The organism is Saccharopolyspora sp. MMCC62, assembly GCF_057736575.1.
Genome location: NZ_JBYKCM010000010.1, coordinates 63,621 through 86,925, shown reverse-complemented (window position 1 = coordinate 86,925; position 23,305 = coordinate 63,621). Strand labels below are relative to the sequence as shown.

Sequence of the window (23,305 nt, the reverse complement as noted above, 5' to 3'; positions counted from 1 at the left end):
GAAAAAGCCCGCACGGAGCCTGAGTCTGCCACCTGCCACGGGCATTCGACCAGCGCAACAGCGACACGAGTTGATCGGTTCGGTTTCGCGGCTGCGTCCGGATGGGGGAGAATGGGACCGGACCCGGCTGGTTGTGGGCGATCAGTGGGTGGGAAGAGTTCACGGAGGGAGCACGCTATGGCGGCCATGAAGCCCCGGACCGGTGACGGTCCCCTCGAGGTGACGAAGGAGGGTCGCGGCATCGTAATGCGCGTCCCCCTTGAGGGCGGTGGGCGGCTCGTCGTCGAGATGTCGGTGGAGGAGGCAAAGAACCTGGGCGATGCCCTGGAATCTGCCACCGGCTGAGGCCGCTGCGCAAGCGATCGGCGTGCACCCGATCGTCTCACCGGCTCTGGCATCCGAGTTCGATGCCGGAGCCGGTGTCCGTGGAGTGGCCGAGACGGCCTTTTCTCTTTGAGTGCGGGAAGGATCTCAATCCGTGTCCGATTCCTCGGTGTTCGGTTCGTCGCGGTCGCCGGAGCAGACAGCGCTCCCGGTGATCCCGACGGCACTGGTCGAAGTGGACGTGGTCTCGCGGTGGCGGGACGGCGTGCCGACGGCGGTGCCGGTGTTCGACGGGGTCTCCGGGCCCGACCTGGCCGCAGCGGCCGAACCGTGGGGAGTGGACGTCGCGCTGCTCGAAGCGCTGGGCGTGACCGCATCCGTGGGCGAGGTGCGCACGGTTCCGCTGGCCGACGGGCGGTTCGGCTGGGCCGTCGGGGTGGGCTCCGGCGAACCCGGCCACTGGCGCGCGATCGGCGCGTCGATCGCGCGGGCGGCGCGCGCCAAGCTTGGCGAAGGGGTCGCCTCGGACGACGACCCCGCGGACTTGGGCGATGCGGCCGACGCGGAGTACGTCCAGGTGCTGCTGCCCGCGGACGCCGACGTCGAGCTCGTCTCGGCGTTGACGCTCGGGGTGTCGCTGGGCGACTACCGGTTCCGGGTGTCGGCGGAACCGGCCGCGCCGCGGATGCGCAAGGCCTTACTGGTGGTTCCCGGCGGGGCGGACGCGGACGCGTTCCGCGTGGCCGTGGCCCGGGCGGAGGAGCTGGCCGCGGCCACCTCGCTGACCCGGGACCTCGCCAACGCACCGTCGAACGTGAAGAACCCGGCCTGGTTGGCCGGTGCGGGCACCGCGCTCGCGGGTCCGCTGCAGGGCGTCACCGCGACCGTGCGGGACGAGAAGTGGCTGGCGGACAAGGGCTTCGGCGGCCTGCTCGCCGTCGGGGGCGGATCGGTGAGCCCGCCGCGGCTGCTGGAACTGGCGTGGCGTCCGGAAGGCGTGAAGTCCGGTCCGCACCTGGTGCTGGTCGGCAAGGGCATCACCTTCGACACCGGCGGGCTGTCGCTGAAGCCCGCCGACGGCATGCACCTGATGCGCACCGACATGGCAGGCGGCGGCGCGGTGCTCAGCGCCCTGCTGTCCATCGCCCGGCTGCGGCTGCCGGTGCGGGTGACGGCGCTGGTGCCGTCCGCGGAGAACCACGTGTCGGGCAGCAGCTACCGGCCCGGTGACGTGGTGCGGCACTACGGCGGGAAGACCACCGAGGTCGGCAACACCGACGCCGAAGGGCGCATGGTGCTCGCGGACGCGCTGGCCTACGCGGTGGACCGGCTCGAACCGGACTACCTCGTGGACGTGGCCACGCTGACCGGCGCGATGAAGGTCGCGCTCGGGCTGCGCACCGGTGGCCTGTTCAGCACCGACGAGCGGCTCGGCCGGTCGCTGCGGGAGGCGGGCGAGCGGGTCGGCGAGTCCTGGTGGCCGATGCCGCTGCTGGAGGACCACGCGGCCGACGTGCGCGGCGAGCTCGCCGACGTGCGGCAGGCGCCGCAGGGGCCGGGCGGGATCACCGCCGCGCTGTTCCTGCGCGAGTTCACCGGCGACGTGCCGTGGGCGCACCTGGACATCGCGGGCCCGGGGCGCGCGGACAAGTCCTACGACGAGGTCGTGCCGGGCGCGACCGGTTTCGCGGCCCGCACCCTCGTCGAACTGGCCGCCTCGCTGGCCGGATGACGTAGCCGGGCCGGAGCGATCCCGCGGTGGACCCGATCCCCGCGGGATCGCTGCCGTTCAGGGCAGGGACGTGACCGTTCCGGGCCGGGACGTGGCGTGGTCGCGGAACGCGCGCACCACCGGCGGCGGGGTGCGGCCGGCCGGCCAGGCCATCCCGACCGTGCGGTGCGCGGCCGGGGACAGCGAGATCTCCACCGTGCCCGCCACCTCGCCACCGAAGGCCCGGGGGAGCAGCGTGACGGCGAGACCGGCGGCCACCAGGCCGCGGAGGGTGCCGACCTCCTCCGCTTCCCAGCTGGGCCGCAGCGGCACCTCGGCCGCCTCGGCGAGCTCGGTGACGATGTGCCGCAACCCGTAGCCCGGGCTCATCAGCGCGAACTCCTCGGCGGCCAGCTCCGCGAACCGCACCTCCGCGCGCTCGGCCAGCGGATGGCCGGGTGGCACCACCGCGACCAGCTCGTCGCGCGCCACCGCCACCGACCGCCACTCGGCGCCGGTCGGCAGCGGCGAGACCAGGCACAGGTCGAGCCGGCCGTCCAGGGCGCCCGCCAGCATGTCGTCCCTGGCCCCTTGCACGAGCCGGAACCGCACCCCGGGATGCTCGGCGCGGAAACCGCGGATCAGCTCCGGGACGAGGGCGCTGCCCATGGTGTGCTGGAAGCCGAGCGAGATGCGGCCGCGGTCCGGGTCCAGCTCCTCGACCACCTCGCGGCACCGGTCCGCCAGCTCCGCGTAGGCGTGCTCGGCGGCGGCCGCCAGTTGCGCCCCGGTGCGGGTGAGCCGGACACCGCGCCCCTCCTTCGTGACGACGTCGGTGCCGAGGCGGTCGGCGATCCTGGCCAGCGCGCGGCTCACCGTGGGCTGCGGGACGCCGAGCCGGGCCGCCGCGCGTGTGAGATGCCCCTCGGCGGCGACCGTGCGCAGCAGGTCCAGCGTCGGGGCGAGATCGGCGGTGAGCTGGGCGGCGTCCAGCGGCGGCTCTGATTCATGCGGCACGGCATGAATTGTGGGCCTCCGGCGCATTGGACGCATTAATTAGCTCGGCTTACGGTCGCCGATGTGCTCACCGACGACCTGAACCGCATCCGCCGCATCAGGATCGCGCTGCTCATCGGCGCACTGGCCCTGTTCGCGCTGCTGTACGCCCCGCAACCGGTGCTGCCGCAGTTCGCCGACGCCTTCGGCCTCGCGCCCGGCACCGTGGCCCTGCTGGTCTCGGCGGGCACCCTCGGCCTGGCGATCGCGGCGATCCCGCTCGGCACCCTGTCCGAGGTGTACGGCAGGCGGCGGATCATGGTCGGCTCGCTGCTGCTCGCCGAAGCGATCGGCGTGCTGCTGCCGTTCATCGGGAACTTCCCGCTGCTGGTCGCGCTGCGGCTGGTGCAGGGCGCGGCCGTGGCGGGCATCGCCGCCGTCGCCGCCGCCTACCTCGCCGACGAGACGGGCGGGCGCGACCTCGGCACCACGATGGGCCTCTACGTCGCGGGCACCACCGTCGGCGGCATGTCCGGTCGGCTGCTCGGCGGCATCGCCGGGGACTACGCGGGGTGGGCCGGTGGGATCGCGGCCGTCGCCGTCCTCGCCGGGATCTGCACCGTCGGTTTCGTGCTGCTGCTGCCGAAGGAACGCCACCAGCGGCGCCAGGAACTGCGCTGGAAGCCGCTGCTGGTCGGCGTGCGGGCCGCTGCCACCGATCCGGCGCTGCGGCCGCCGTTCCTCGTCGCCGCACTCGGCATGGGCGCGTTCGTGGCCGTCTACAACGTGCTCGGGTTCCGGCTGGTCGAACCGCCGCTGTCGGTGCCGCCCGCGCTCGCCGCGCTCGCGTTCCTGGCCTACGCGGCGGGCACCGTGACCTCCGCGGTCGCGGGCGGGCTCGCCGACCGGTGGGGGCGGCGGCTGGTGCTGCTGACCGGGCTGGGCACCGCGCTGCTGGGGCTGCTGCTGATGCTGGCCGGGAACCTGGTGGTGATCCTGGCCGGGCTCGTCGTGTTCACCGGAGGGTTCTTCGCGGCGCACTCGGTGGCCAGCGGCTGGGTGGGAGTGCTCGCGTCACCGTCGGCGCGCGGCCAGGCCTCGGCGATGTACCAGCTCGCGTACTACGGCGGCAGCAGCGTCGGCGGCGTGGTCGGCGGCATCGCCTACGCGGCCTGGGGCTGGAACGGGATGTCGATCGTGCTCGGCTGCTCGATGCTGCTGGCCGGGCTCGCGGTGCTGCGCGGCAGGCGCGCCGAAACCGCGCGGGCGGAGCCGGTGGCGGCTCAGGCTCAGGTCGCGTCGGAGTCGTAAGGGGGGCGCTCGCCCTGCTCCAGCGGTTGCTGCGGCTTCGGGGGCTGCGCGGCCGGGGTCGGCGGCTTCGCGGCGGTACCGCTGCCGTTCGTGCCGGTCCCGTTCCCGTTCAGCGGCGGGTCGAGCGGGTTCTCCCCGTCGAACAGGTGCTTGGTGACCGCGCTGCGCGGGTTGAAGTCGCGGATGCCGCGCAGGTCCTCCAACGGCTTGCGCAGCTCGTCGAATTCGGGGCCCAGCTCGGAGCGCAGGTGCTCCCTCGCCCCGGTGGCGTACTGCTTGACCTGCCGGATCGTCTTGCCCAGCCACGCGGCGCCCTCGGGCAACCGGTCCGGACCGAGGATGAACAGACCGACCACGATGAGGACCAGGATCTCACCCCAGCCGATGCTGTCGAACACCTCGGATCACCTTTCGCTCCCGTGCGTGGCGCTGCGCGCCGGACCCAGCCTACCCATCGGCCGGGGCCCGGTGGAAACGCCACTTTTCCCAGAACTGCGCGCGATCAGCGCAGTGCCACGTCCAGCACCAGCTCGCGGCCCTGGCGCACCACCGTCACCGGCACGGTCTCGCCGACGCGGTGCCGATCGGTCGCCACCACCAGCTCGTCCGCGGTGCTCACCTTCCGATCGCCCACCCGGATGATCACGTCGCCTTCGGCGATGCCCGCCCCGGCCGCGGAACCGCCGTCCCGCACGTTGAGCACCTGGGCGCCGTCGGTGGTGCCGTCGTTGACGGACTTGGCGTTCACCCCGAGGTCCGCGTGCGCGGCCCGCCCGCTGCGGATCAGCTCCTGCGCGATGCGCCGCACGTCGTCGATGGGGATCGCGAAGCCCAGCCCGATCGAACCGCCCTCACCACCGGAACCGATGGTGCGGATGCCGCTGTTGATGCCGACCACCGCGCCGTTGCCGTCGACGAGCGCGCCACCCGAGTTGCCCGGGTTGATCGCCGCGTCCGTCTGGATCGCGTCCACCACCGCGTTGGTGTCGGTGCCCTCCCCGGCCAGCCGCACCGGCCGGTGCACCGAGCTGACGATGCCGGTGGTGACCGTGCTGGCCAGTCCCAGCGGGGAGCCCACGGCGATCACCTGGTCGCCCACCGCGAGATCGGCGGAGCGGCCCAGCTGCGCCACCGTCGGGTTCGCCACCTCCACCTTGATCACGGCGAGGTCGGTCTTCACGTCCCGGCCCACGATCCGGGCGGGCACCCGGCTGCCGTCGCTGAACACCGCGGACACCGTCGCGCCCGGCGTGTCCGCGGCCATCGACACCACGTGGTTGTTCGTGACGATGTAGCCGTCGCCGTCGATGACCACCCCGGAGCCGCTGCCGCCCTGCGCACCGACGTGCACCTCGACCGAGACCACGGCAGGCACGATGCGGCGGGCCACGGCGGACACGCCGCCGCTGGGCCGGTCCACACCCGGCTGCACCTCGGCGAGCGTCACGTCCGGGTTGGTCAGCGGGTTGCCCTCCTCGGCGGTGATCCGCCCGACGAAGCCGCCGATCCCGGCCAGCAGCACGGCGACCCCGGCCAGCGCGGCCAGCGAGCGCGGCCGCACCCGGCGGCCGAACAGCACTTCGCGGGCGCTCAGCAGCGGACCCGGCCCGGGCTCGGGCGAAGGTTCGGGGGCGGCCTCGGACACCGCGGGCGGGCCGATCACGGAGCTCGCCGACGGGTTGCGCCACGGGTCCTGGTCGCCGCGGTCGTTCCAGAACGTGGCGGGCTCGTCAGCGGCGGGCGCGGGCGCGGTCTCCCCGGGCTCGCGCTGCAGCGATTCGGGCGTGCCCTGCGGGCGGCCGAACGCCTTGACCAGCGCATCGGGTGGGGGAGGGGCCTGCTCGACGCCGGGCGCGCGGCGGTCGTTCCCGGTCTGGAAGCTGCCGGAGACGCCGTCGGGCCTGCCGAAGGCGGCGGCCTGCGCGGGGTCGACCTCGGGGTGCCGGGGCGGTGCGGGCTGCTGCGGAGCGGGTGGCGCGTCCTGGTCCGGGCGGGAGAAGTCCTCGGCGGGCACGCCGCGGGCGGGAGCGGCCGAACCCGGCTGCCACGGGTGCACCGCTTCGCCGTCCGGCGCGGGCGGAACCTGGTGGCGCTGGTCGTCGTGCGGCCGAGCCTCGTCGGGCCGCACCGGATCGGCCTCCTGCGCGGGTTTCCTCGGCTGCTCGCTCATCGCTCCCCGGGCCTGCGAAGTCGTCGACACATCGGCGATGCGAGTGGATCACACGTGGGTGATCGCCCGCGCACCGGTACGTCCCCATCCTGCCCAGCACCAGGTGAAGTCCGCGTAGGCGCCGGGCGGTGGCCCGATGATCAGGGCTGCGTGGAGGCGGAGACCAGCGGCGCGTCGGGCGGCGTGAACGGGGCTTCGGCACCCGGCGCCGCGCCCGAAGTGGGGGCCGGCGAGGTGGCGGACGTCGGTGCCGTCGAGGTCGGCGTCCGAGGCTCGTCCAGCCGCGCCGAAGCGGGGATCAGAGCCGAGTCGTAGGCCTCGCCGGGCAGCGGCAGCGGCGGACCCGCGTCGGTCGGCGGGAGCTGGTCGTCCGGGATGCTCACCAGCGCCAAGGCGCCGAGCACCAGCCCGGAGAACACCACGCCCGCACCCGCTCGCCTGCCGCGCCCACCACGCGGTTCCTCGGACTGCGCCGAGCCGAGCGGCGTGCTCGACCCCATCGGCTGCCTGCCGCCGCCGAGGGGAGTGCTGGAACCGAGCGCCGCGCCGGAACCGAACCGGCCCGGTCGTGCGCCCGGGTTGATCGCGACGAGCTGCCCCTCTTCGGTCAGCGCCAGCCCGTCGGGCTGGGCGGGGAGTTCGGCGCTCGACGGGATCGACTGCAGCGCTTGCAGGAGCCCGGCGGACATCGACGGGCAGGATGCGGAGCGCACCGCCGCCCGTGCCTGCCGCTGGGCGGTGGCCTCGGCCGCGCACGCCGGGCACCTGGCGAGGTGGGCGGCCGCGCGGTCGTGGGCGTTGGCGGTGAGCTCCCCGTCCACGAATGCCACGAGCGCGTCCAGTGCGAGGTGCTGTTCGGACAGCCCCCACCCTCGCCGAGCCGTCATGCCGAGTCCTCCCGAGCCTGCTCCCGCCTGGCTTCCAACGTGGCCTTCAACATCTGCCTGCCGCGGTGGATCCTGCTGCGCACAGTACCGAGCTTCACCCCGAGGGTGGTGCCGATCTCCTCGTACGACAGCCCTTCCACGTCGCACAGGACCACGGCCGCGCGGAACTCCGGCGGCACCTCGTCCAGCGCTGCCTGCAGGTCCGGGTCCAGGTGCGTGTCGTAGAACACCTGCTCGGGGCTGGGGCCGGTGCTGGGCAGCCGGTCGGTGTCCTCGGGCAGGCCTTCCATGCGCAGCCGGGAGCGGCGCCGGGCCATGTCCAGGAACAGGTTCGTGGTGATCCGGTGCAGCCAGCCCTCGAAGGTGCCGGGCTTGTAGGACGCCAGCGAGCGGAAGACGCGGATGAACGTCTCCTGCGTGAGGTCCTCGGCGTCGTGCTGGTTGCCGGTGAGCCGGTACGCCAGCCGGTACACCCGGTCGGCGTGCTCCCGGACCACCTCGTCCCAGGACGGCGGCGTCCACGTCGCCTCCGCGACGGGTGCGGTGGCGACGGCGTGCTGGTCGGCTCGAACGGCCGGACTCATCGACTGTGTTGGCATCGGACGAGAAGCCACCTCCTGCGGCGTGTGCATCCGGGGAACGAACGCGATCGCCGGTTTGTTCCCGGCCGAGGCCGGGCGGGGCCGGTGGGGCGCGCGTTCCGCGTGCTGCCCTCGTTGCGGGGAGCGGCGGTCCGCTCCCGGTCGCAACCCACTCTCGCGCGCGCTCGTGAGGGACGGATGAAAAGGCCCTGAGAGCAGCCTGAGAACCTGACGTTCACCTGATCGGCCCAAGATCGGACGTGATACCGGAAACAGCCGTCTAACGATGTGCCGAACAGGGGCAACCGAACCGCCCGCTGAAGATAATCTTGCGCCTCGTGATACCCGAGACGTCGATCGGCACCGGTCCCCTGGACCGGCCGGGCAGCATGCTCGGCGACGCCCGCGGATCCATCGGGCAGGTGGCCGACCCAGCGGAAGAGTCCATCGACGCGTCCGCGGGCGCCGCGCTGCGCTTCCTGGCGACCGTGCTGCGCGCGAAATCCGTCGTCGAGGTCGGCTCCGGCACGGGCGCCTCGGCGAGCTGGCTGCTCCGCGGCATGGTGCCCGAGGGGGTGCTGACCTCGATCGACATCGACGCCGCCGCGCAGCACATCGCGCGCGAGGCGCTGCGGGCCGAAGGCGTGCCCCGCTCCCGCACCCGGTTCATCGCCGGGCTGGCCGAGCGGGTGCTGCCCAAGCTCACCGAGGGTGCCTACGACCTGGTGTTCGTCGATGCGATGCCCACCAAGTACCCGGTGTTCCTCGAACTCGGCGCGCCGCTGCTGCGCCCGGGCGGGGCCATCGTGTTCGCCGGGCCGGTCGACGCCGCGCAGCGGCAGGAGCCGCGCGCCCAGGCGCTGCGCGAGCTGACCAGGGCCGTGCGCGCGGACGAATCGCTGGTGCCGGTGGCGCTGCCCGTCGGCGACGGCCTGCTGGCCATCGCTCGCACCGAACAGCAGTGACCGCGGTGGCGCGCTGACCGCCGGGCTGCGCTGGCTGTCGCGGTGCGTTGACCGCCAGGGTGCGCTGGCTGTCGCGGTGCGTTGACCGCCGGGGTGCGCTGACCGTCGTGGTGCAGTGACCGCTGCACTGCTGTCACCGCGCCGGCCGCCGCACGGCGTCGACCGCCCCCGAACGCGAGAACGCCCGCCGCCCCGGGTTCGGGGTCGGCGGGCGTCCGCGGGTCGATCAGGCCGGGGAGACCGACAGCAGCTGGCCTGCGAGGCCGCGGGCCCGGGTGGAGAGCCGCTTGGCGACGTCGGTGAGTACCTGCGCGGCAGGCGACTCGGGGGCCTCCACGACCAGCGGGGTCCCGCTGTCGCCGGCTTCGCGCAGCCGGGTGTCCAGCGGCACCTGGCCCAGCAGCGGGACCTCGGAGCCGACGGCGCGGCTGAGCGAGTCGGCGACGATCTGCCCGCCGCCGCTGCCGAAGATCTCCATGCGCTGGCCGTCGGGCAGTTCCATCCAGGACATGTTCTCCACGACGCCCGCCAGCCGCTGCCGGGTCTGCATGGCGATGGCGCCCGCGCGCTCGGCGACCTCGGCGGCGGCCTGCTGCGGGGTGGTGACGACGAGGATCTCGGCGTTCGGGATGAGCTGGGCGGTGGACAGCGCGATGTCGCCGGTGCCGGGCGGCAGGTCCAGCAGCAGCACGTCCAGGTCGCCCCAGAAGACGTCGGAGAGGAACTGCTGCAGCGCGCGGTGCAGCATCGGCCCGCGCCACACGACGGGCGTGTTGCCGGGGGTGAACATGCCGATCGAGATGACCTTCACGCCGTGCGCCTGCGGCGGCATGATCATCTTCTCGACCTGGGTGGGCTTGCCGCCGGAGCCGAGCATCCGCGGGACGGAGTGGCCGTAGATGTCGGCGTCGACCACGCCGACCGACAGCCCGCGCTTGGCCATCGCGGCGGCCAGGTTCACCGTCACGCTGGACTTGCCGACGCCGCCCTTGCCGGACGCCACGCAGTACACCCGGGTCATCGAGCCGGGTTCGGCGAAGGGGATGCGGGGTTCGTCGGCGTTGCCGCGCAGCTTCTTGCGCAGCTCGGAGCGCTGGTCGTCGCTCATCACGTCGAGCTCGACGGTCACCGCCCGCACGCCTTCGACGGCACCGACCGCGGTCTCGACCCGCTGCGTGATCGTCTCGCGCATCGGGCAGCCCTGGACCGTCAGGTACACGCCGACGGAGACCGCGCCATCCTCGACGGCCACGGACTTGACCATGCCGAGATCGGTGATCGGCTTGTGGATCTCCGGGTCCTCGACCTGGGTGAGGGCCTGGCGGACGGCCTCTTCGGTGGGAGCGGAGTGCGTGCTGGTCACGGTTGCGGTGACACCGACCCTTCCTGCGGCTGTGCTTGCCCTCGATGCTACGGACCGGCCCACGATGTTACGGGCCGGTAGCTCCGGGAACACCGGCGAGGTGCGCAGCGCGTGACGGCCCGCCGGGGCGCCCTGGTGGCCGCCGCGAGTGCTCTCGGAGCCGCCTGAACAGCCCTGTGCGCTGGTTTATTCCAGGCACCGGCCCCGACGTGCTCACATCCGGGAAATGTGGGGGCACTTCGCATTCGTGTGACTGCCCTCCGTAGTATCACTCATCGTGACCGAGACGGGTCTTGATCGATTACCCACTCGTGGCGAGCTGCTCGCCTATCGGACCTTCCTGCGCGCGCACGCCCGCGTCACGCGCTGCTTGGAAGGGGATCTGATCGCCGAGCAGCGGCTGACGCTGGCCGCCTACGACGTGCTGCACGCGCTGTACGAAGCGCCCGAGCGCAGGCTGCGCATGACCGAGCTCGCGGACGCCGTGCTGCTGTCCAGGTCGGGCGTGACGAGACTGGTCGACCGCCTGGAGCGGATCGGTCTGGTCAGCCGCGTCCGGGTCGATTCGGACGGCAGAGGAGTGCTCGCGGTGATCACCGAAGCCGGCGAGGGCCGGTTGCGCACCGCATCCGGTACGCACCTCGGTGGAGTGACCCAGTACTTCCTTTCGGTGACTGAGCCGCGGGAGCTGGAGGAGTTCGCCCGCACCTGCGAGAAGCTCGCCGCGGGCGGCGTTCCCGCACCGCCGGGACAACGCGCCCAGGCCTGACCGACACGCTCGCGGCCGCGCCCCGGGTGCGGCCGCGGTCCGGGCGCGGCGGTCAGCCTTCCTCGCGCCCCTCCGCGCCTTGGCGGCGGCGCCGGGCGCTCGGGCTCTCCGTGCCGGGCAGCTCGTCGCGCAGCCGGTCCAGCTCGCCGCGCAGGTAGTCGCGGGTGGCGACCTCGCCGATGGCCAGCCGCAGCGCCGCCAGCTCCCGCGCCAGGTACTCGGTGTCGGCCTTCGTCTGCTCGGCCCGCGCCCGGTCCTCCTCCAGCGAGACCCGGTCCCGGTCGTCCTGCCGGTTCTGCGCCAGCAGGATCAGCGGCGCCGCGTACGAGGCCTGGGTGGAGAACGCCAGGTTCAGCAGGATGAACGGGTACGGGTCCCAGCGCAGGCCCACCGCGAACAGGTTCATCCCGATCCAGCTGATCACGAACACCGTCATCCAGAACAGGAACTTGCCGGTACCGAGGAAGCGGGCGACGCGCTCGGAGATCTGGCCGAACAGCTCCGGGTCGAAGTCCACGGAGAACCGGCGCGGCATCCGGGGCTGGTCCAGGCGCCGCCGGGACAGCAGTTCAGGCATCGTCGCTCGCTTTCGGTGCGTCCGGGGAACGCCGGTCGTCCGGCAGTCCGCTCTCCCGCCAGTTCTCCGGCAGCAGGTGGTCGAGCACGTCGTCCACGGTGACCGCGCCGATCAGGTGCTCCTGGTCGTCGAGCACCGGCCCGCACACCAGGTTGTAGGCGGCGAAGTAGCGGGTCACCTCGGCCAGCGTCGCGGTCGGCGGCAGGCTGGCCAGCGTGGTGTCCAGCGCGCCCGCCACCAGCGTCGATGGCGGTTCGCGCAGCAGCCGCTGGATGTGCACGCAGCCCAGGTAGCGGCCGGTGGGCGTCGCCGACGGCGGGCGGCAGACGAAGACCATGCTGGCCAGCGCCACCGGCAGCTCCGCGTTGCGCACCATCGCGAGCGCCTCGGCGATGGTGGCGTCCGGGCCGACGACCACCGGTTCCGGCGTCATCAGGCCGCCCGCGGTGTCCGCGGAGTAGGCGAGCAGCCGCTTCACCGGGGCCGACTCGGCGGGCTCCATCAGCTCCAGCAGCCGGTTCTTGTCCACTTCGGGCAGTTCGGCGAGCAGGTCGGCGGCGTCGTCGGGGCTCATCGCCTCCAGCACGTCCGCGGCCCGGTCCTCGCCGAGGTGTCCGATGAGGTCCTTCTGGTCGTCCTCCGGCAGTTCCTCGACCACGTCGGCGAGCCGTTCGTCGTCGAGCGCCTCGGCCACCTCGTAGCGGCGCTTCGCGGGGAGTTCGTGCAGCGTGCTGGCCACGTCCACGGCGCGCATCGTGTCCAGCAGGGCCAGCAGCTGCGCCACGCCCTGCGGCCGGTCGGTGAGCTCGGCGGCGGCGAGCCCGGTGATCTGGTCCCACTCGACGACCTGCACCGGCCCGCGCCTGCCGAGCCGCCCGGTGCGCTCCCGGACGGCGAGCCTGCTGATCCGCCAGTCGCGGGTGCGGGTCTGCTCCAGCGCCGCGTCCACCAGCACCGCGGAGGCGCCGGTGGCGGCGAGGGTGACCTTCGCGTCCAGCAACTGCCCGAGCACCAGCACCTCGTTGGGGCGCTGGTGGAACTGGCGGGTGTTGACCGAGCCGGTGGCGAGGGTGACCGCGTTCGGTTCGACGCGCACCACCCGCAGCATCGGCACGAAGATCCGCCGCCGCGCCGCCATCTCCATCACCAGGCCGAGGACCCGCGGTGGCTGCCCGGCGGCGCGGAGCCCGGCGACGACGTCGCGCACCTTGCCGATGGATTCGCCGTCCGGGCCGAACACGGCGAGCCCCGCGACCCGCGCTGCGTAGACCCTGGTCGTGGCTGCCACGCTGATCAGGCTAATCGCCGGGGCCGCGCCGGGCAGTCGCGGCGACCGGCGTCACAACCGGCGCGGTGCCGATCGTGGTAGAGACCTGGGTGCCCGTGCCCGATGAGGAGGTTCCCGTGGTCGATCGCCGACGTGCCCGCCGCAGCTGCCTGGCCGTTCCCGGCTCCAGCGCGAAGATGATCGAGAAGGCCCGCGGACTGGCGGTGGACTCGTTCTTCCTGGACCTGGAGGACGCGGTGGCCCCGCTGGCGAAGGCGGAGGCCCGCGGGAGGGTGGCGGCCGCGCTGAACGAGGGCGGCTGGGACGGCAAGATCCGTTCGGTCCGGGTCAACGACCTCACCTCGCAGTGGACCTACCGGGACGTGGTGGAGGTCGTGGAGACCGCCGGGGAGAACCTGGACACCATCGTGCTGCCGAAGGTGTCCACCCCGGACCACGTGCGCTGGCTGGACCTGACGCTGACCCAGGTGGAGCGCGCCACCGGCCTGGAGGTCGGCCGGATCGGAGTCGAGGCGCAGATCGAGGACGCGCGCGGCCTGGTCGAGGTGGACGCCATCGCGTCCGCGTCACCGCGCGTCGAAGCGCTGGTGTTCGGCCCCGCCGACTTCATGGCCTCGATCAACATGCGGTCCATGGTGGTCGGCGAGCAGCCCCCCGGCTACGACGTCGGCGACGCCTACCACTACGTGCTGATGCGGATGCTGATGGCGGCGCGGGCGCACGACGTGCAGGCGATCGACGGGCCGTACCTGGCGATCAAGGACGTCGAGGGGCTGCGGCGCGTCGGCGGCCGGTCCGCGGCGCTGGGCTTCGACGGCAAGTGGGTGCTGCACCCGACGCAGGTGGACGTGGTGAACGAGCTGTTCTCGCCGCGCCAGGAGGACTACGACCACGCGGAGAACGTGCTGGACGCCTACGAGTGGCACACCTCGGAGGCGGGCGGCAAGCGCGGTGCGGCGATGCTCGGCGACGAGATGATCGACGAGGCCTCCCGGAAGATGGCACTGGTCATCGCGGGCAAGGGCCGCGCCGCGGGCATGTCCCGAACGGACCGCTGGAGCCCGCCAACCGGGTGATCACCGCCCGTGTGGGCGATCCCGGGGTCGGTGCGGCGCGGTACGTTCTGATCAACAGTGATCGCCGGTGGCCGCCGCTGGACGAACCGGCCCCGGCGTGCGGGTCGACCGAGGGGGCGGCGACGTGGTGGATCAGGAACGGCCCGGCGAGGCCGAACCGGGCGCGCCGCGCCGCGCGGGCGCGGAGAACGATCAGGAACTCCGGCTGGCGCTGGCGATGCGCGGCGGGGCGAGCCTCGCGGTGTGGATCGGCGGTGCCGTCGCCGAGATCGACCTGCTGCGCTGCGCGACGTCCCGCTCGGACCGGCCCGCGGTGGACCGGGCGGCCGCCGACCGGGCGGGCCGGGTCGAACCGCCCCGGGCGGAGCGCACCGATGTGGACGCCGAGCACCCGTGGTCGGCGCTGGCCGGGCTCGCCGGCTACGAGTCGGTGTCGGTGGACGTGCTCGCCGGTGCCTCGGCGGGTGGGCTGAACGCGTCGCTGCTGGCCGCCTCGATCGTCTACGGCATGCCGTTCGAGGACATGCGCGAGCTGTGGGTGCGGCTGGCGGACCTGGAGGCGATGAGCCGCGCGGTGCCGAAGTTCTGGCACCGCCGCCCCGATTCGCTGCTGGAGGGCGACGACTACTTCCGCGCCGAACTGGCCCGGCTGATCACCGAGCTGACCCCGCCGCCGCGGGACGCCCGCAACCTCGGGTCCCGGTTGGAGCTGCTGCTCACCGCGACCCTGCTGGATCCGGTGCTGGAGCGGCACTTCGACGGCCGCTCCGGTCCGCTGGTCGAGCAGCGCCGCACCGCGATGTTCCGGTTCCGCCACCGCGGCCGCTCCGGGCAGCCGCTGTCGGACTTCGGCACCGGGCCCGACTTCCCGGCGACCGCGCTGCGGATGGCGCAGGCCGCGCGCGCCACCTCCTCGTTCCCGTTCGCGTTCGAACCGGCGCAGGTGCACGCGAGCGTCGGCGGCGCCCCGGCCGGGCAGCCGGACATGCTCGGCGTGTTCTCCGAGACGACCACCGATCCCCGGCCGTACCGGGTGATCGACGGTGGCGTGCTGGACAACATCCCGGTGGCCGCGGCGGTGGAGGCGATGGCCGCGGTACCCACCGAGCGGCCCAGCGCGCGCTGGCTGCTGTACCTCAACCCGGAACCGGAGACGGTCGGCGAGGGCAGGCCGCTGAGCAGGCAGCTGGCGCTGCCGGTGGCCTCCACCGCGATGAGCGCGCGCATGTCGCAGGAGTCGCTGCTGGCCGACATCCACGCCCTCGACGAGCACAACGCCGCGGTGCAGCGCACCGAACTGCGCCGCAGATCGGTGTTCGCGCCGCTGCTGGCCGCCGAGGCCGTCGACCGCGAAGCGGTGCTGCTGGCCGAGGCCGCGCGGATCGAAGCGGAGTACGCGGTGGTGCGCGCCGAGCTGGACGCCCAAGCCGTGGTGCGGCTGCTGGTCGAACCGGCGGGCAGCGAGGACGGCAGGTTGCTGCCACCGGTGGTGGGCGAACCGCTCGCGGGCTGGTCCCCGCAGGTCCGCACCGTGCTGGGGCGGCGGCTCGGCGTCGGGCTGGCCGGGCTGGCGGCGGCGAACCCGCGGGCGGTGTTCGACGACGTGCGCGCGCTGAACTCCGGGGTCCAGGAATGCCTGGACTGGGCGCGGGACATCGGCCGCTGGGCCGCGGCGGAGCAGCTGCCGGTGATCGGGCGCTGCAAGTCGGAGCTGTACCGGCTGCGCACCTTCACCCAGGTCCTGGAGGGCCACGCCGACCGGTACTGGGTGGACGGCGCCCGGCTGGAACCGATCGTGGAGCTCGGGGAGATGTCGGACTGGGTGCTGCGCGTCGCGGACCGCCGCGACCGGTTGCAGCACCGGCTGCCGTCCCCGGTGCGGCCGCTGCTCGGTGCGGTCCTCGACGAGATCGACCGGGGCGAGCGGTTCCAGCGCGCGCTGGAGGAGTTCGCCGCCGAGCTCTCCTCGATCGCCGAGTCCTCCGGCGCCGACGCGGTCCCGGACGACGAGCACGGGGTGGACGCGGTCGCGGAGGCGCGGGTGGTGCTGCACCGCATCGCGGACCGGCTGGCCGCCGCCGCCCCGCCGCGCGGGGACGACGAGCGGTTCGGCACGCGGCCCGCCGGACCGCCCGAGCATTCCCGGCTGCCCGCCCGCTCCCCGGAGCGCGCCGCCTCCCCCGAGCAGGTCGGCTACGCGCTGCTGGAGCGCACCGAGCAGCGCGCCGCGGTGCTGCGCGCGCTGGTGGTGCTCACCGCGCCGCTGGACGTGGGGCGGTCGCCGGGGGACCGGATCAACCTGCTGCGGGTCGTCAGCGATGCCCGCTCCCCGCTGCCGTTCGACGCGCTGCGCACCGGCGGCGAGCTGCACGTCGAGGACAAGGTGCGCGGTGGCGACCTGGGCAACTTCGGCGCGTTCCTGTCCGCGCGGTGGCGGGCGAACGACTGGATGTGGGGGCGGCTGGACTCGGCTTCGGCGCTGGTGGGGCTGCTGCTGGTCCCGGCGCGGCTGCTGCGGCACAGCGGTGGGCTCGGGCCGGAGGGCATCGCGGACCGCATCCGGGAGATCGTCACCACCCCGACCCGCGCCGAGCTCGGCGACGCCGCGGAATCCGAGCGGTGGCGGGCGTTCCTCGCCGAGCTGTGGGAGCGCGATGCCGACCAGGTGCGCGCCGAGCTGGCGGCCATGTTCGCCGACCCGGTCGACGAGCACCCGCTGACCCGCACCAAGGAACTCGTGGTGGAACGGCTGCACTGGACGATCGCCGCCCAAGAGGTGCCGTTCGTCGCGACCGTCGCCCCCGGCGCCGACCCGGGCGAACCGGCGCTGCCGGACGTCCCCGAACCGGAGCCGCTCGCCCGCGAGGTGCGGCGCTACTCGGTCGGCCGCGAGCGGGTGGCGGACCTCGGCGAACCCCGGCTCGCCTCGATCGCGACCCGCGCCGGGCTGGTGGCCTACCGCGCGGTCCGGCCGGGCACGGCGGGCGTGCTGCGGCTGCTGGGGCGGGTGGCGACGACCGTGGTGAAGCCGGTGCTGCTGCTGGCGGTGCTCGCGGTGGCCGCGCCGCGCCGGGTGGCGCTGGCGGCGCTGCTCGGTGCCGCGGCCGTGGTGCTCAGCGGGGTGGCCCCGGTGGCGGGCGGCGCGCTGTTCACGCGGGAGGTCTCGCTGAGCTGCCCGGCCGGGCTCCCGGCGGGACCGGACGGCACCACGTACTGCACGGGCTGGTACCCGGGCGCATCGGCAGGGGACCGGATAGTGGTGCTGCCACCGGACTCCTCGACGGCCGTCGCGCTGCGGCCGTTCACCTTCGACCCGTTCCAGATGAACGCGGGCGTGCTGCTGGCGCTGGTCGTGGTGGCGGTCTCGGCGTTGTGGCTGGGCTTCCGCCTGCTGAGCCGGGGCCGGGGCGCGGCCCGCTGGCTGCCCGCCGGGATCACCGCGGTGGTGGTGACCGCGGCGGTGGCGTGGGTCGCCCAGACCGGGCTGACGCTCGGGCCGCAGGGGCTGGCGCTGACGGCGGTGGCGGTGAACTTCCTGCTCTCGCTGGGGCTGCGGCCGTGGGGCCGGGCCGTGGCGGCCCTGCTGTCGGCGGCGGTGTTCGGCACCGCGCTCTGGCTGGCGGACCCGGCAGTGGGCGAGGTCGGCTGGCTGGTGCCCACCGCGATCGCCGCCGCCTACGCGCACATGGTGCTGCTGTCCACTGTGGATCTGCTGCGGCCGCGACCACGCCCGGAGCGCACCGCCGATCGGACCGGGCCCACGAGCGCCGGCGATTCCGCCCGATCGGATGCGGCTCGCGCCGAACCGGCCGCCGGGCCCCGAACACTATGATCAGCGAGGTGAACGACTACCCGGCCGCGGCGGACCCGGCTCCGGCGGGCGTCCCGTACCACCTGCTCGCCCGCGACGCCCGGCACCGCTGGTGGCGCCCGCTGGTGGCGCTGCTCGTGTTCGCGGTGCTGGCGTTCGTGCTGCTGCTGGCCGTGATGCTGGTGCTGGGCGCGTCCGTGCTGTACCCGGCGGGCTTCGGCGACCTGCGGATCGCCGGGCTGGTGCTGGACCCGAACTCGGTCGAAGCGCTGGTGCGGGATCCGTTCGCGCTGCTGTTCGTCTCGTTCGGGGCGCTGGTCTCGCTGATCCCGGCCGCGGTGCTCACCGCGCTGTGGGTGCAGCGGCGCAGCCCGCGGCAGCTGATCGGCGTCACCGGCCGGTTCCGGTGGCGGTGGCTCGGGGAGTGCCTGCTCGCCGCCCTCGCGGTGTTCCTCGTCGCGTTCGCGGTCTCGGCGCTGCTGACCTGGGCCACCGGCCGCTCGTTCGGGACGGGGTTCCCCGGCTGGGCCGACTACGCGCGGATCGCGGTGCTGGCGCTGGTGGTGGTGCCGGTGCAGAGCGCCGCCGAGGAGTTCGCCTTCCGCGGGTTCCTGCTGCAGGCGGTCAGCGCCTGGTTCCGCACCCCGTGGCCCGCGATCGTGCTGACCTCGCTCCTCTTCCTGCTCGGCCACGGCTACACCGATCCGCTGGTGTGGTGCCAGCTGCTGGTGATGGCGGTGGCGATGTGCAGGCTGGCGGTGCTCACCGGCGGGCTGGAGGCGGCGATCGCGCTGCACGTGGTGAACAACGTGCTGAGCCTGCTGGTCGGCGGCCTCAGCGGGGTACCCGGTATCGAGCAGGCCGGGGACTTCCCCGTCGGCGAGGTGCTGCCGTTCATCGCGGCGGTGCTCGCCTACGCCTGGTGGGCGGAGCGGCGGGCCGCGCGGCGCGGCGCGTGGAACGTCACCGGCGGACGGGTGGAGCTGCGGCCGTGGTCGCTGCGACCCGCCACCCAAGACGATCTCCGGCCCGAGGGCTCGGGGTAGCCTGGAGGCGGGGACGATCGGGGACGAATCGGGCTTCGGCCGTCCCGCCAGGAAGTGCGCTCCACGGAGGTGTCAGCGGTGTCCTACCCGTTTTCCGGCTCGGCTCGGCCGGCGCCGGGTTCACCGAGCAGCATGCCCACCCCGCCGACGGGGTGGCCGATCGGCTCGTACGGCACGTACGAGGAGGCGCAGCGCGCGGTCGACCACCTGGCCGGCTCCGACTTCCCGGTGCGGGAGGTGACCATCGTCGGTGTCGACCTGATGCTCGTGGAGCGGGTCACCGGCAAGCTGACCTGGGGCAAGGTGCTGGCCGGGGGTGCGGCCTCCGGCGCGTGGATCGGGCTGCTGATCGGCCTGGTGATGAGCATCGCGGCGCCGCAGGGCACCGGCGCGCTGAGCTCGATGCTGGCCGGGCTGGCAGGTGGCATCCTGATCGGCGTCGGCTTCGCCGCGGCCGGGTACGCGGCGATGCGCGGGCGGCGGGACTTCTCCTCGGCGAGCCAGCTGGTCGCGGGGCGCTACGACGTGCTCGCCCAGCCCCGGCACGCCGAGCACGGCCGGAACCTCCTCGCGCACCTGGCGATGCGGCCGCAAGCCTCGCCGTGAGCTCGCCCGGCCCGGGCGGCGTGGCGTCCGCCCGGGACGCGTTCGCGATCCCGCCGCGGCGGACGGCGGTCAGCCGCCGTAGTGGTAGCGGCAGGCGGCGATCTGGATCCGGTCCTCCTGGACCCGGTACACCAAGCGGTGCTCATCGGTGATGCGGCGCGACCAGAACGCGTGCTTGAGCGGTTCCGGCTTGCCGATGCCCTCGTTCCCGTTCCGCTCGACGTCCTCGAGCAGCGTGTTGATCCTCTTGAGGACCTTGCGGTCCCGGGTCTGCCACCAGACGTAATCCGCCCACGCGTTCTCGTCCCAGACGAGCTTCATTCGACGAGGTCCCGCGTGGTGCCCCCGCCGTGCTCCAGCCGTTCGATCGAGGCCAGCAACCTGCGGGCGTTCTCCGGGCTCTTGAGCAGGTAGGCCGTTTCCTTCAGCGACTCGTAGTCGTCCAGCGCGACCATGACGACCGGCTCGTGCCCGGCCCTCGTGATCACGACCTCCTCGCGGTCGTCGACCACGGAGTTCAGCGTTTCGGCGTACTTGGCGCGGGACTCGGAATAGGACATCGTCTTCATCGGCCACCTCCTCGGCGTACGGGAAGTTGTACGCCTCTTCCGCTCGTGCCGTTACCCCGCACCGTTCGCGGACACCGGTGGTGCGCACGGTTGGGGGCTTGTCGGAGGTGTCGGCGGCGCCCTAGGTTGCTGTCACCGCGCTGATCATCGGTGCGGCGGTGGCGTGCGACGGGGCGCGGGCACTCGGCCTCGGCGTGCCCGCGCGCGAGCAGACCGGGAGGTCCGACCACGGTGAGGGTGCGCAGACGCGCTGGGGGCGCGGTCCGGCTGGCCGCGGCGTGCGGGACGGCGGTGCTGGCCGTCTCGGCCCTGAGCGCCTGCGCTGCCCCGCGGCACGACGACGTCGTCAACCTGTACTACGCGCCGGAGGAGAACCTCCAGACCGTCGTGGACCGGTGCAACGACCAGGCCGGCGGCCGGTACCGCATCGTCTACCACAAGCTGCCGCGCGACGCGGACGGCCAGCGCGAGCAGCTGGTGCGCAGGCTGGCCGCGCAGGACGACGGCATGGACGTGCTCGGCCTGGACACCACCTGGACCGCGGAGTTCGCCCGCGCCGGCTGGGTCCGCGAGTGGACCGGCGCGGACCGGCAGCGAGCCGAGGAAGGCACCCTCGCCGGACCGCTGGCCTCGGCCCGCTACGGCGGGAAGCTGTTCGGGGCGCCGAAGAACACCAACGTGCAGCTGCTCTGGTACCGCTCCGACGTGGTGGACCGGCCCCCGCGCACCTGGGACGAGATGATCGAGCAGGCGAAGCGGTTCGAGGCCGCGGGCGAGCCGTCGACGATCCTCGTCCCGGGCGCCCAGTTCGAGGGCTACGTGGTGCAGTTCAACACCCTGCTCGCCTCCGCGGGCGGGAAGCTGATCTCCGACGACGGCACCCGGGCCGTGGTCGACGAGGGCGTGGTGCGGGCGCTGGAGCAGCTCAAGGCCCTCGCCGATTCCGGGCTGACCAGCCGTTCCATGTCCAACTCGCAGGAGGACGACGTCCGGCTGGAGTTCCAGCAGGGCGACGCGGCGTTCCAGCTGAACTGGCCGTTCGTCTACCCGTCGATGCAGGAGGACGCGCCGGACCTCGCGCGGAACGTCCGCTGGGCCCGCTACCCGAGCTCCGACCCGGCGCGGCCCAGCAAGGTCACCCTCGGCGGGTTCAACCTCGCCGTCAGCGCCCACTCGCCGAACCCGCGCGCGTCCTTCGACGCGGCGCTGTGCCTGCGCAGCGCGGACAGCCAGCGGTTCTCCGCGATCCACGACGGGGTGCCGCCCACCATCGAATCGGTCTACGCCGCACCCGAGATGGCCGCCGAGTACCCGATGCGCGACACCATCCTCGCCGAGTTGCGGGAGCCGGCGATCCGCCCGATCACGCCCGCCTACCAGAACGTCTCGACGGTGCTGTCGAAGCTGCTGTCCCCGGCGTCGCGGATCGACCCGCCGCGCACCGCCGAGCGGATCCGCACCGAGGTGCAGAAGGCCCTGGACTCGCGGGGGGTGCTGCCGTGACGTCCGCCGTCGACCAGGCGAAGCGCGCCGAGCGCAGGCTCGGCTGGATGCTGTGCGCACCGGCCGCGCTGGTGATGCTGGCCGTCACCGGCTGGCCGATCCTGCACGCGGTGTGGCTGTCGTTCCAGCGCTACGACCTCAAGTACCCGGACCAGCGCGAGTTCGTGGGCCTGGAGAACTACCTGACGGTGCTGTCCGACCAGTACTGGTGGACGGCGTTCGGCACCACGCTGCTCATCGTCGCGACCCAGCTGGTCATCGAGTTCGTGCTGGGCATGGCGTTGGCGCTGATCATGCACCGGGCGGTGCTCGGGCGCGGCCTGGTGCGCACGGTCAGCCTCATCCCGTACGGCATCGTCACCGTCGTCGCCGCGTTCAGCTGGCGCTACGCGTGGACCCCGGACACCGGCTACCTGGCGAACCTGGTCACCGACGGCGCGCCGCTGACCGAGCGCGGCAGCGCGCTGGCGATCATCGTGCTGGCCGAGGTGTGGAAGACGACGCCGTTCATGGCGCTGCTGCTGATGACCGGGCTGGCGCTGGTGTCCGAGGACCTGCTGGAGGCGGCGCGGATCGACGGCGCCTCCCCTTGGCAGCGGTTCACGAAGGTGATGCTGCCGGTGATGAAGCCGGCGATCCTGGTGGCGGTGCTGTTCCGCACGCTCGACGCGTTCCGGGTCTTCGACAACATCGTGGTGCTCACCGACGGCGCGCAGGACACCTCCTCGGTGTCGGTGCTGGCCTACAACAACCTGATCAAGGGGTTGAACCTCGGCATCGGCTCCACCATGTCGGTGCTGATCTTCCTGGCGGTGGCGCTGATCGCGTTCCTGTTCGTGAAGCTGTTCGGCGCGGCCGCGCCCGGCGCCGACGAGGACGGGGGCAGCCGATGAGCCGGAAACCCGCCGACACCGCCAAGTGGACGGTGCTCAACGCGGTGGTGGTGGCGTACGCGCTGGTGCCGGTGCTGTGGATCGTGTCGCTGTCGTTCAAGACCTCCGCGGGGCTCAGCGACGGCCGGTTCATCCCGGCGGAGTGGACGCTGGCGAACTACGCGGCGATCTTCCAGACCGGCGAGTTCCTGCGGGCGCTGGTCAACTCGATCGGCATCGCGCTGATCTCCACGGCGATCGCGGTGGTGCTGGGTGCGATGGCGGCCTACGCGATCGCGCGGCTGGACTTCCCCGGCAAGCGGGCGCTGGTGGGGGTGTCGCTGCTCATCGCGATGTTCCCGCAGGTCTCGCTGGTCTCACCGCTGTTCGAGATCGAGCGGACGCTCGGGCTGTTCGACACCTGGCCGGGGCTGGTGCTGCCGTACACCACGTTCTCGCTGCCGCTGGCGATCTACACGTTGTCCGCGTTCTTCCGCGAGATCCCGTGGCAGCTGGAGGAGGCGGCCACCGTGGACGGCGCGACGCCGGGGCAGGCGTTCCGGAAGGTGATCGCCCCGCTGGCGGCGCCCGGGGTGTTCACCACGGCGATCCTGGTGTTCATCTTCTGCTGGAACGACTTCCTGTTCGCGATCTCGCTGACCTCGACGGAGGCGTCCCGCACGGTGCCGGTGGCGTTGCAGTTCTTCACCGGCGACTCGCAGTTCGAGGACCCGACCGGGACGATCGCCGCCGCGGCCGTGGTGATCACGGTGCCGATCGTGCTGTTCGTGCTGCTGTTCCAGCGCCGCATCGTCTCCGGGCTGACCTCCGGGGCGGTCAAGGAATGACCGCGGCCCGCTCGACCGGTGACGCCGGCCGA

General features: G+C 73.3%; 22 protein-coding genes. 12 read left to right on the top strand and 10 right to left on the bottom strand.

The genetic code is table 11. The features are described 5' to 3' along the window. Window positions 1-177 precede the first annotated feature (177 nt). Both AC29IT_RS22515 and AC29IT_RS22510 read left to right on the top strand, forming a co-directional pair. Entirely contained in the window at window positions 178-345 is a 168-nt protein-coding gene (locus tag AC29IT_RS22515; RefSeq protein ID WP_009949794.1) for a DUF3117 domain-containing protein, read from the top strand. Window positions 346-478: 133 nt separating this feature from the next. Then, complete coding sequence (locus tag AC29IT_RS22510) at window positions 479-2,056, top strand: leucyl aminopeptidase family protein (protein ID WP_488220022.1); 1,578 nt, start codon at window positions 479-481, stop codon at window positions 2,054-2,056. A gap of 57 nt (window positions 2,057-2,113) precedes the next feature. Here the strand turns inward: AC29IT_RS22510 and AC29IT_RS22505 are convergent, their stop codons facing one another. Continuing rightward, window positions 2,114-3,052, bottom strand: a complete 939-nt coding sequence (locus AC29IT_RS22505) for a LysR family transcriptional regulator (RefSeq protein WP_488220021.1) — start codon at window positions 3,050-3,052, stop codon at window positions 2,114-2,116. Between the two features lie 63 nt (window positions 3,053-3,115). Between AC29IT_RS22505 and AC29IT_RS22500 the strand changes: the two genes are divergently transcribed. Next, on the top strand, window positions 3,116-4,342 hold the full coding sequence (locus AC29IT_RS22500; RefSeq protein ID WP_488220020.1) for an MFS transporter: 1,227 nt from the start codon (window positions 3,116-3,118) through the stop codon (window positions 4,340-4,342). On the opposite strand, the gene tatB is transcribed toward AC29IT_RS22500, so the two are convergent. The 4 genes from tatB to sigE all read right to left on the bottom strand — a co-directional run bounded on the left by tatB (window position 4,321) and on the right by sigE (window position 7,983). Then, window positions 4,321-4,740 carry a Sec-independent protein translocase protein TatB gene (tatB, locus tag AC29IT_RS22495; RefSeq protein ID WP_358439986.1) on the bottom strand — a complete coding sequence of 140 codons (420 nt, stop codon included), beginning with the start codon at window positions 4,738-4,740 and terminating at the stop codon, window positions 4,321-4,323. The genes AC29IT_RS22500 and tatB overlap by 22 nt on opposite strands. A gap of 104 nt (window positions 4,741-4,844) precedes the next feature. Further along, window positions 4,845-6,512: a trypsin-like peptidase domain-containing protein gene (locus tag AC29IT_RS22490; RefSeq protein ID WP_358439988.1), complete on the bottom strand. Its 1,668-nt coding sequence runs from the start codon at window positions 6,510-6,512 to the stop codon at window positions 4,845-4,847. Window positions 6,513-6,652: 140 nt separating this feature from the next. Then, window positions 6,653-7,399, bottom strand: coding sequence for a zf-HC2 domain-containing protein (locus AC29IT_RS22485; protein WP_488220019.1), 747 nt, complete (start codon window positions 7,397-7,399; stop codon window positions 6,653-6,655). Next, window positions 7,396-7,983 (bottom strand): RNA polymerase sigma factor SigE, encoded by a 588-nt coding sequence (sigE, locus tag AC29IT_RS22480; protein WP_358439994.1) that lies wholly within the window; start codon window positions 7,981-7,983, stop codon window positions 7,396-7,398. Before sigE ends, AC29IT_RS22485 begins: the two co-directional genes overlap by 4 nt. A gap of 335 nt (window positions 7,984-8,318) precedes the next feature. Here sigE and AC29IT_RS22475 point away from each other — a divergent pair, with 335 nt between their 5' ends. Next, window positions 8,319-8,945 (top strand): O-methyltransferase, encoded by a 627-nt coding sequence (locus tag AC29IT_RS22475; RefSeq protein WP_488220018.1) that lies wholly within the window; start codon window positions 8,319-8,321, stop codon window positions 8,943-8,945. 226 nt (window positions 8,946-9,171) lie between these two features. On the opposite strand, the gene AC29IT_RS22470 is transcribed toward AC29IT_RS22475, so the two are convergent. Next, window positions 9,172-10,308, bottom strand: a complete 1,137-nt coding sequence (locus AC29IT_RS22470; RefSeq protein ID WP_358439999.1) for an Mrp/NBP35 family ATP-binding protein — start codon at window positions 10,306-10,308, stop codon at window positions 9,172-9,174. Window positions 10,309-10,585: 277 nt separating this feature from the next. On the opposite strand from AC29IT_RS22470, the gene AC29IT_RS22465 reads away from it, so the two are divergent. Further along, complete coding sequence (locus AC29IT_RS22465; protein ID WP_358440002.1) at window positions 10,586-11,077, top strand: MarR family winged helix-turn-helix transcriptional regulator; 492 nt, start codon at window positions 10,586-10,588, stop codon at window positions 11,075-11,077. Window positions 11,078-11,129: 52 nt separating this feature from the next. Here the strand turns inward: AC29IT_RS22465 and AC29IT_RS22460 are convergent, their stop codons facing one another. After that, window positions 11,130-11,654: a DUF1003 domain-containing protein gene (locus AC29IT_RS22460; RefSeq protein ID WP_488220017.1), complete on the bottom strand. Its 525-nt coding sequence runs from the start codon at window positions 11,652-11,654 to the stop codon at window positions 11,130-11,132. Beyond that, a complete protein-coding gene (locus AC29IT_RS22455; protein WP_358440008.1) occupies window positions 11,647-12,942 on the bottom strand; it encodes a magnesium transporter MgtE N-terminal domain-containing protein in 1,296 nt (431 codons plus the stop codon). The genes AC29IT_RS22460 and AC29IT_RS22455 overlap by 8 nt, the downstream gene beginning before the upstream one ends. A gap of 116 nt (window positions 12,943-13,058) precedes the next feature. Between AC29IT_RS22455 and AC29IT_RS22450 the strand changes: the two genes are divergently transcribed. The 4 genes from AC29IT_RS22450 to AC29IT_RS22435 all read left to right on the top strand — a co-directional run bounded on the left by AC29IT_RS22450 (window position 13,059) and on the right by AC29IT_RS22435 (window position 19,481). Next, on the top strand, window positions 13,059-14,018 hold the full coding sequence (locus tag AC29IT_RS22450; protein ID WP_488220016.1) for an HpcH/HpaI aldolase/citrate lyase family protein: 960 nt from the start codon (window positions 13,059-13,061) through the stop codon (window positions 14,016-14,018). 124 nt (window positions 14,019-14,142) lie between these two features. Beyond that, on the top strand, window positions 14,143-17,850 hold the full coding sequence (locus tag AC29IT_RS22445) for a patatin-like protein (protein ID WP_488220015.1): 3,708 nt from the start codon (window positions 14,143-14,145) through the stop codon (window positions 17,848-17,850). Between the two features lie 8 nt (window positions 17,851-17,858). After that, window positions 17,859-18,875 carry a CPBP family intramembrane glutamic endopeptidase gene (locus AC29IT_RS22440; RefSeq protein ID WP_488220014.1) on the top strand — a complete coding sequence of 339 codons (1,017 nt, stop codon included), beginning with the start codon at window positions 17,859-17,861 and terminating at the stop codon, window positions 18,873-18,875. A 78-nt stretch (window positions 18,876-18,953) separates the two neighbouring features. After that, window positions 18,954-19,481, top strand: coding sequence for a YflT domain-containing protein (locus AC29IT_RS22435; protein WP_358440017.1), 528 nt, complete (start codon window positions 18,954-18,956; stop codon window positions 19,479-19,481). A gap of 69 nt (window positions 19,482-19,550) precedes the next feature. Here the strand turns inward: AC29IT_RS22435 and AC29IT_RS22430 are convergent, their stop codons facing one another. Together AC29IT_RS22430 and AC29IT_RS22425 are read right to left on the bottom strand one after the other, a co-directional pair. Then, window positions 19,551-19,802, bottom strand: a complete 252-nt coding sequence (locus AC29IT_RS22430) for a Txe/YoeB family addiction module toxin (RefSeq protein ID WP_488220013.1) — start codon at window positions 19,800-19,802, stop codon at window positions 19,551-19,553. Then, complete coding sequence (locus AC29IT_RS22425; protein WP_488220012.1) at window positions 19,799-20,050, bottom strand: type II toxin-antitoxin system Phd/YefM family antitoxin; 252 nt, start codon at window positions 20,048-20,050, stop codon at window positions 19,799-19,801. Before AC29IT_RS22425 ends, AC29IT_RS22430 begins: the two co-directional genes overlap by 4 nt. 237 nt (window positions 20,051-20,287) lie before the next feature. Between AC29IT_RS22425 and AC29IT_RS22420 the strand changes: the two genes are divergently transcribed. The 3 genes from AC29IT_RS22420 to AC29IT_RS22410 are packed head-to-tail and all read left to right on the top strand — an operon-like array spanning window position 20,288 to window position 23,273. Beyond that, on the top strand, window positions 20,288-21,553 hold the full coding sequence (locus AC29IT_RS22420; protein ID WP_488220011.1) for an ABC transporter substrate-binding protein: 1,266 nt from the start codon (window positions 20,288-20,290) through the stop codon (window positions 21,551-21,553). Window positions 21,554-21,600: 47 nt separating this feature from the next. Further along, the gene (locus AC29IT_RS22415; RefSeq protein WP_488220116.1) at window positions 21,601-22,446 is read left to right on the top strand and encodes a carbohydrate ABC transporter permease; all 846 of its coding nucleotides are present in this window, start codon (window positions 21,601-21,603) and stop codon (window positions 22,444-22,446) included. After that, on the top strand, window positions 22,443-23,273 hold the full coding sequence (locus AC29IT_RS22410) for a carbohydrate ABC transporter permease (RefSeq protein ID WP_358440025.1): 831 nt from the start codon (window positions 22,443-22,445) through the stop codon (window positions 23,271-23,273). Before AC29IT_RS22415 ends, AC29IT_RS22410 begins: the two co-directional genes overlap by 4 nt. Window positions 23,274-23,305: the final 32 nt, after the last annotated feature.

What these genes read in the sequence shown, in the direction of transcription:
- AC29IT_RS22515 (WP_009949794.1), top strand. Translation starts at nt 178, where the DNA reads ATGGCGGCCATGAAGCCCCGGACCGGTGACGGTCCCCTCGAGGTGACG.
- AC29IT_RS22490 (WP_358439988.1), bottom strand. Translation starts at nt 6,512, where the DNA reads ATGAGCGAGCAGCCGAGGAAACCCGCGCAGGAGGCCGATCCGGTGCGG.
- AC29IT_RS22485 (WP_488220019.1), bottom strand. Translation starts at nt 7,399, where the DNA reads ATGACGGCTCGGCGAGGGTGGGGGCTGTCCGAACAGCACCTCGCACTG.
- sigE (WP_358439994.1), bottom strand. Translation starts at nt 7,983, where the DNA reads ATGAGTCCGGCCGTTCGAGCCGACCAGCACGCCGTCGCCACCGCACCC.
- AC29IT_RS22460 (WP_488220017.1), bottom strand. Translation starts at nt 11,654, where the DNA reads ATGCCTGAACTGCTGTCCCGGCGGCGCCTGGACCAGCCCCGGATGCCG.
- AC29IT_RS22430 (WP_488220013.1), bottom strand. Translation starts at nt 19,802, where the DNA reads ATGAAGCTCGTCTGGGACGAGAACGCGTGGGCGGATTACGTCTGGTGG.
- AC29IT_RS22425 (WP_488220012.1), bottom strand. Translation starts at nt 20,050, where the DNA reads ATGAAGACGATGTCCTATTCCGAGTCCCGCGCCAAGTACGCCGAAACG.
- AC29IT_RS22415 (WP_488220116.1), top strand. Translation starts at nt 21,601, where the DNA reads ATGCTGTGCGCACCGGCCGCGCTGGTGATGCTGGCCGTCACCGGCTGG.
- AC29IT_RS22410 (WP_358440025.1), top strand. Translation starts at nt 22,443, where the DNA reads ATGAGCCGGAAACCCGCCGACACCGCCAAGTGGACGGTGCTCAACGCG.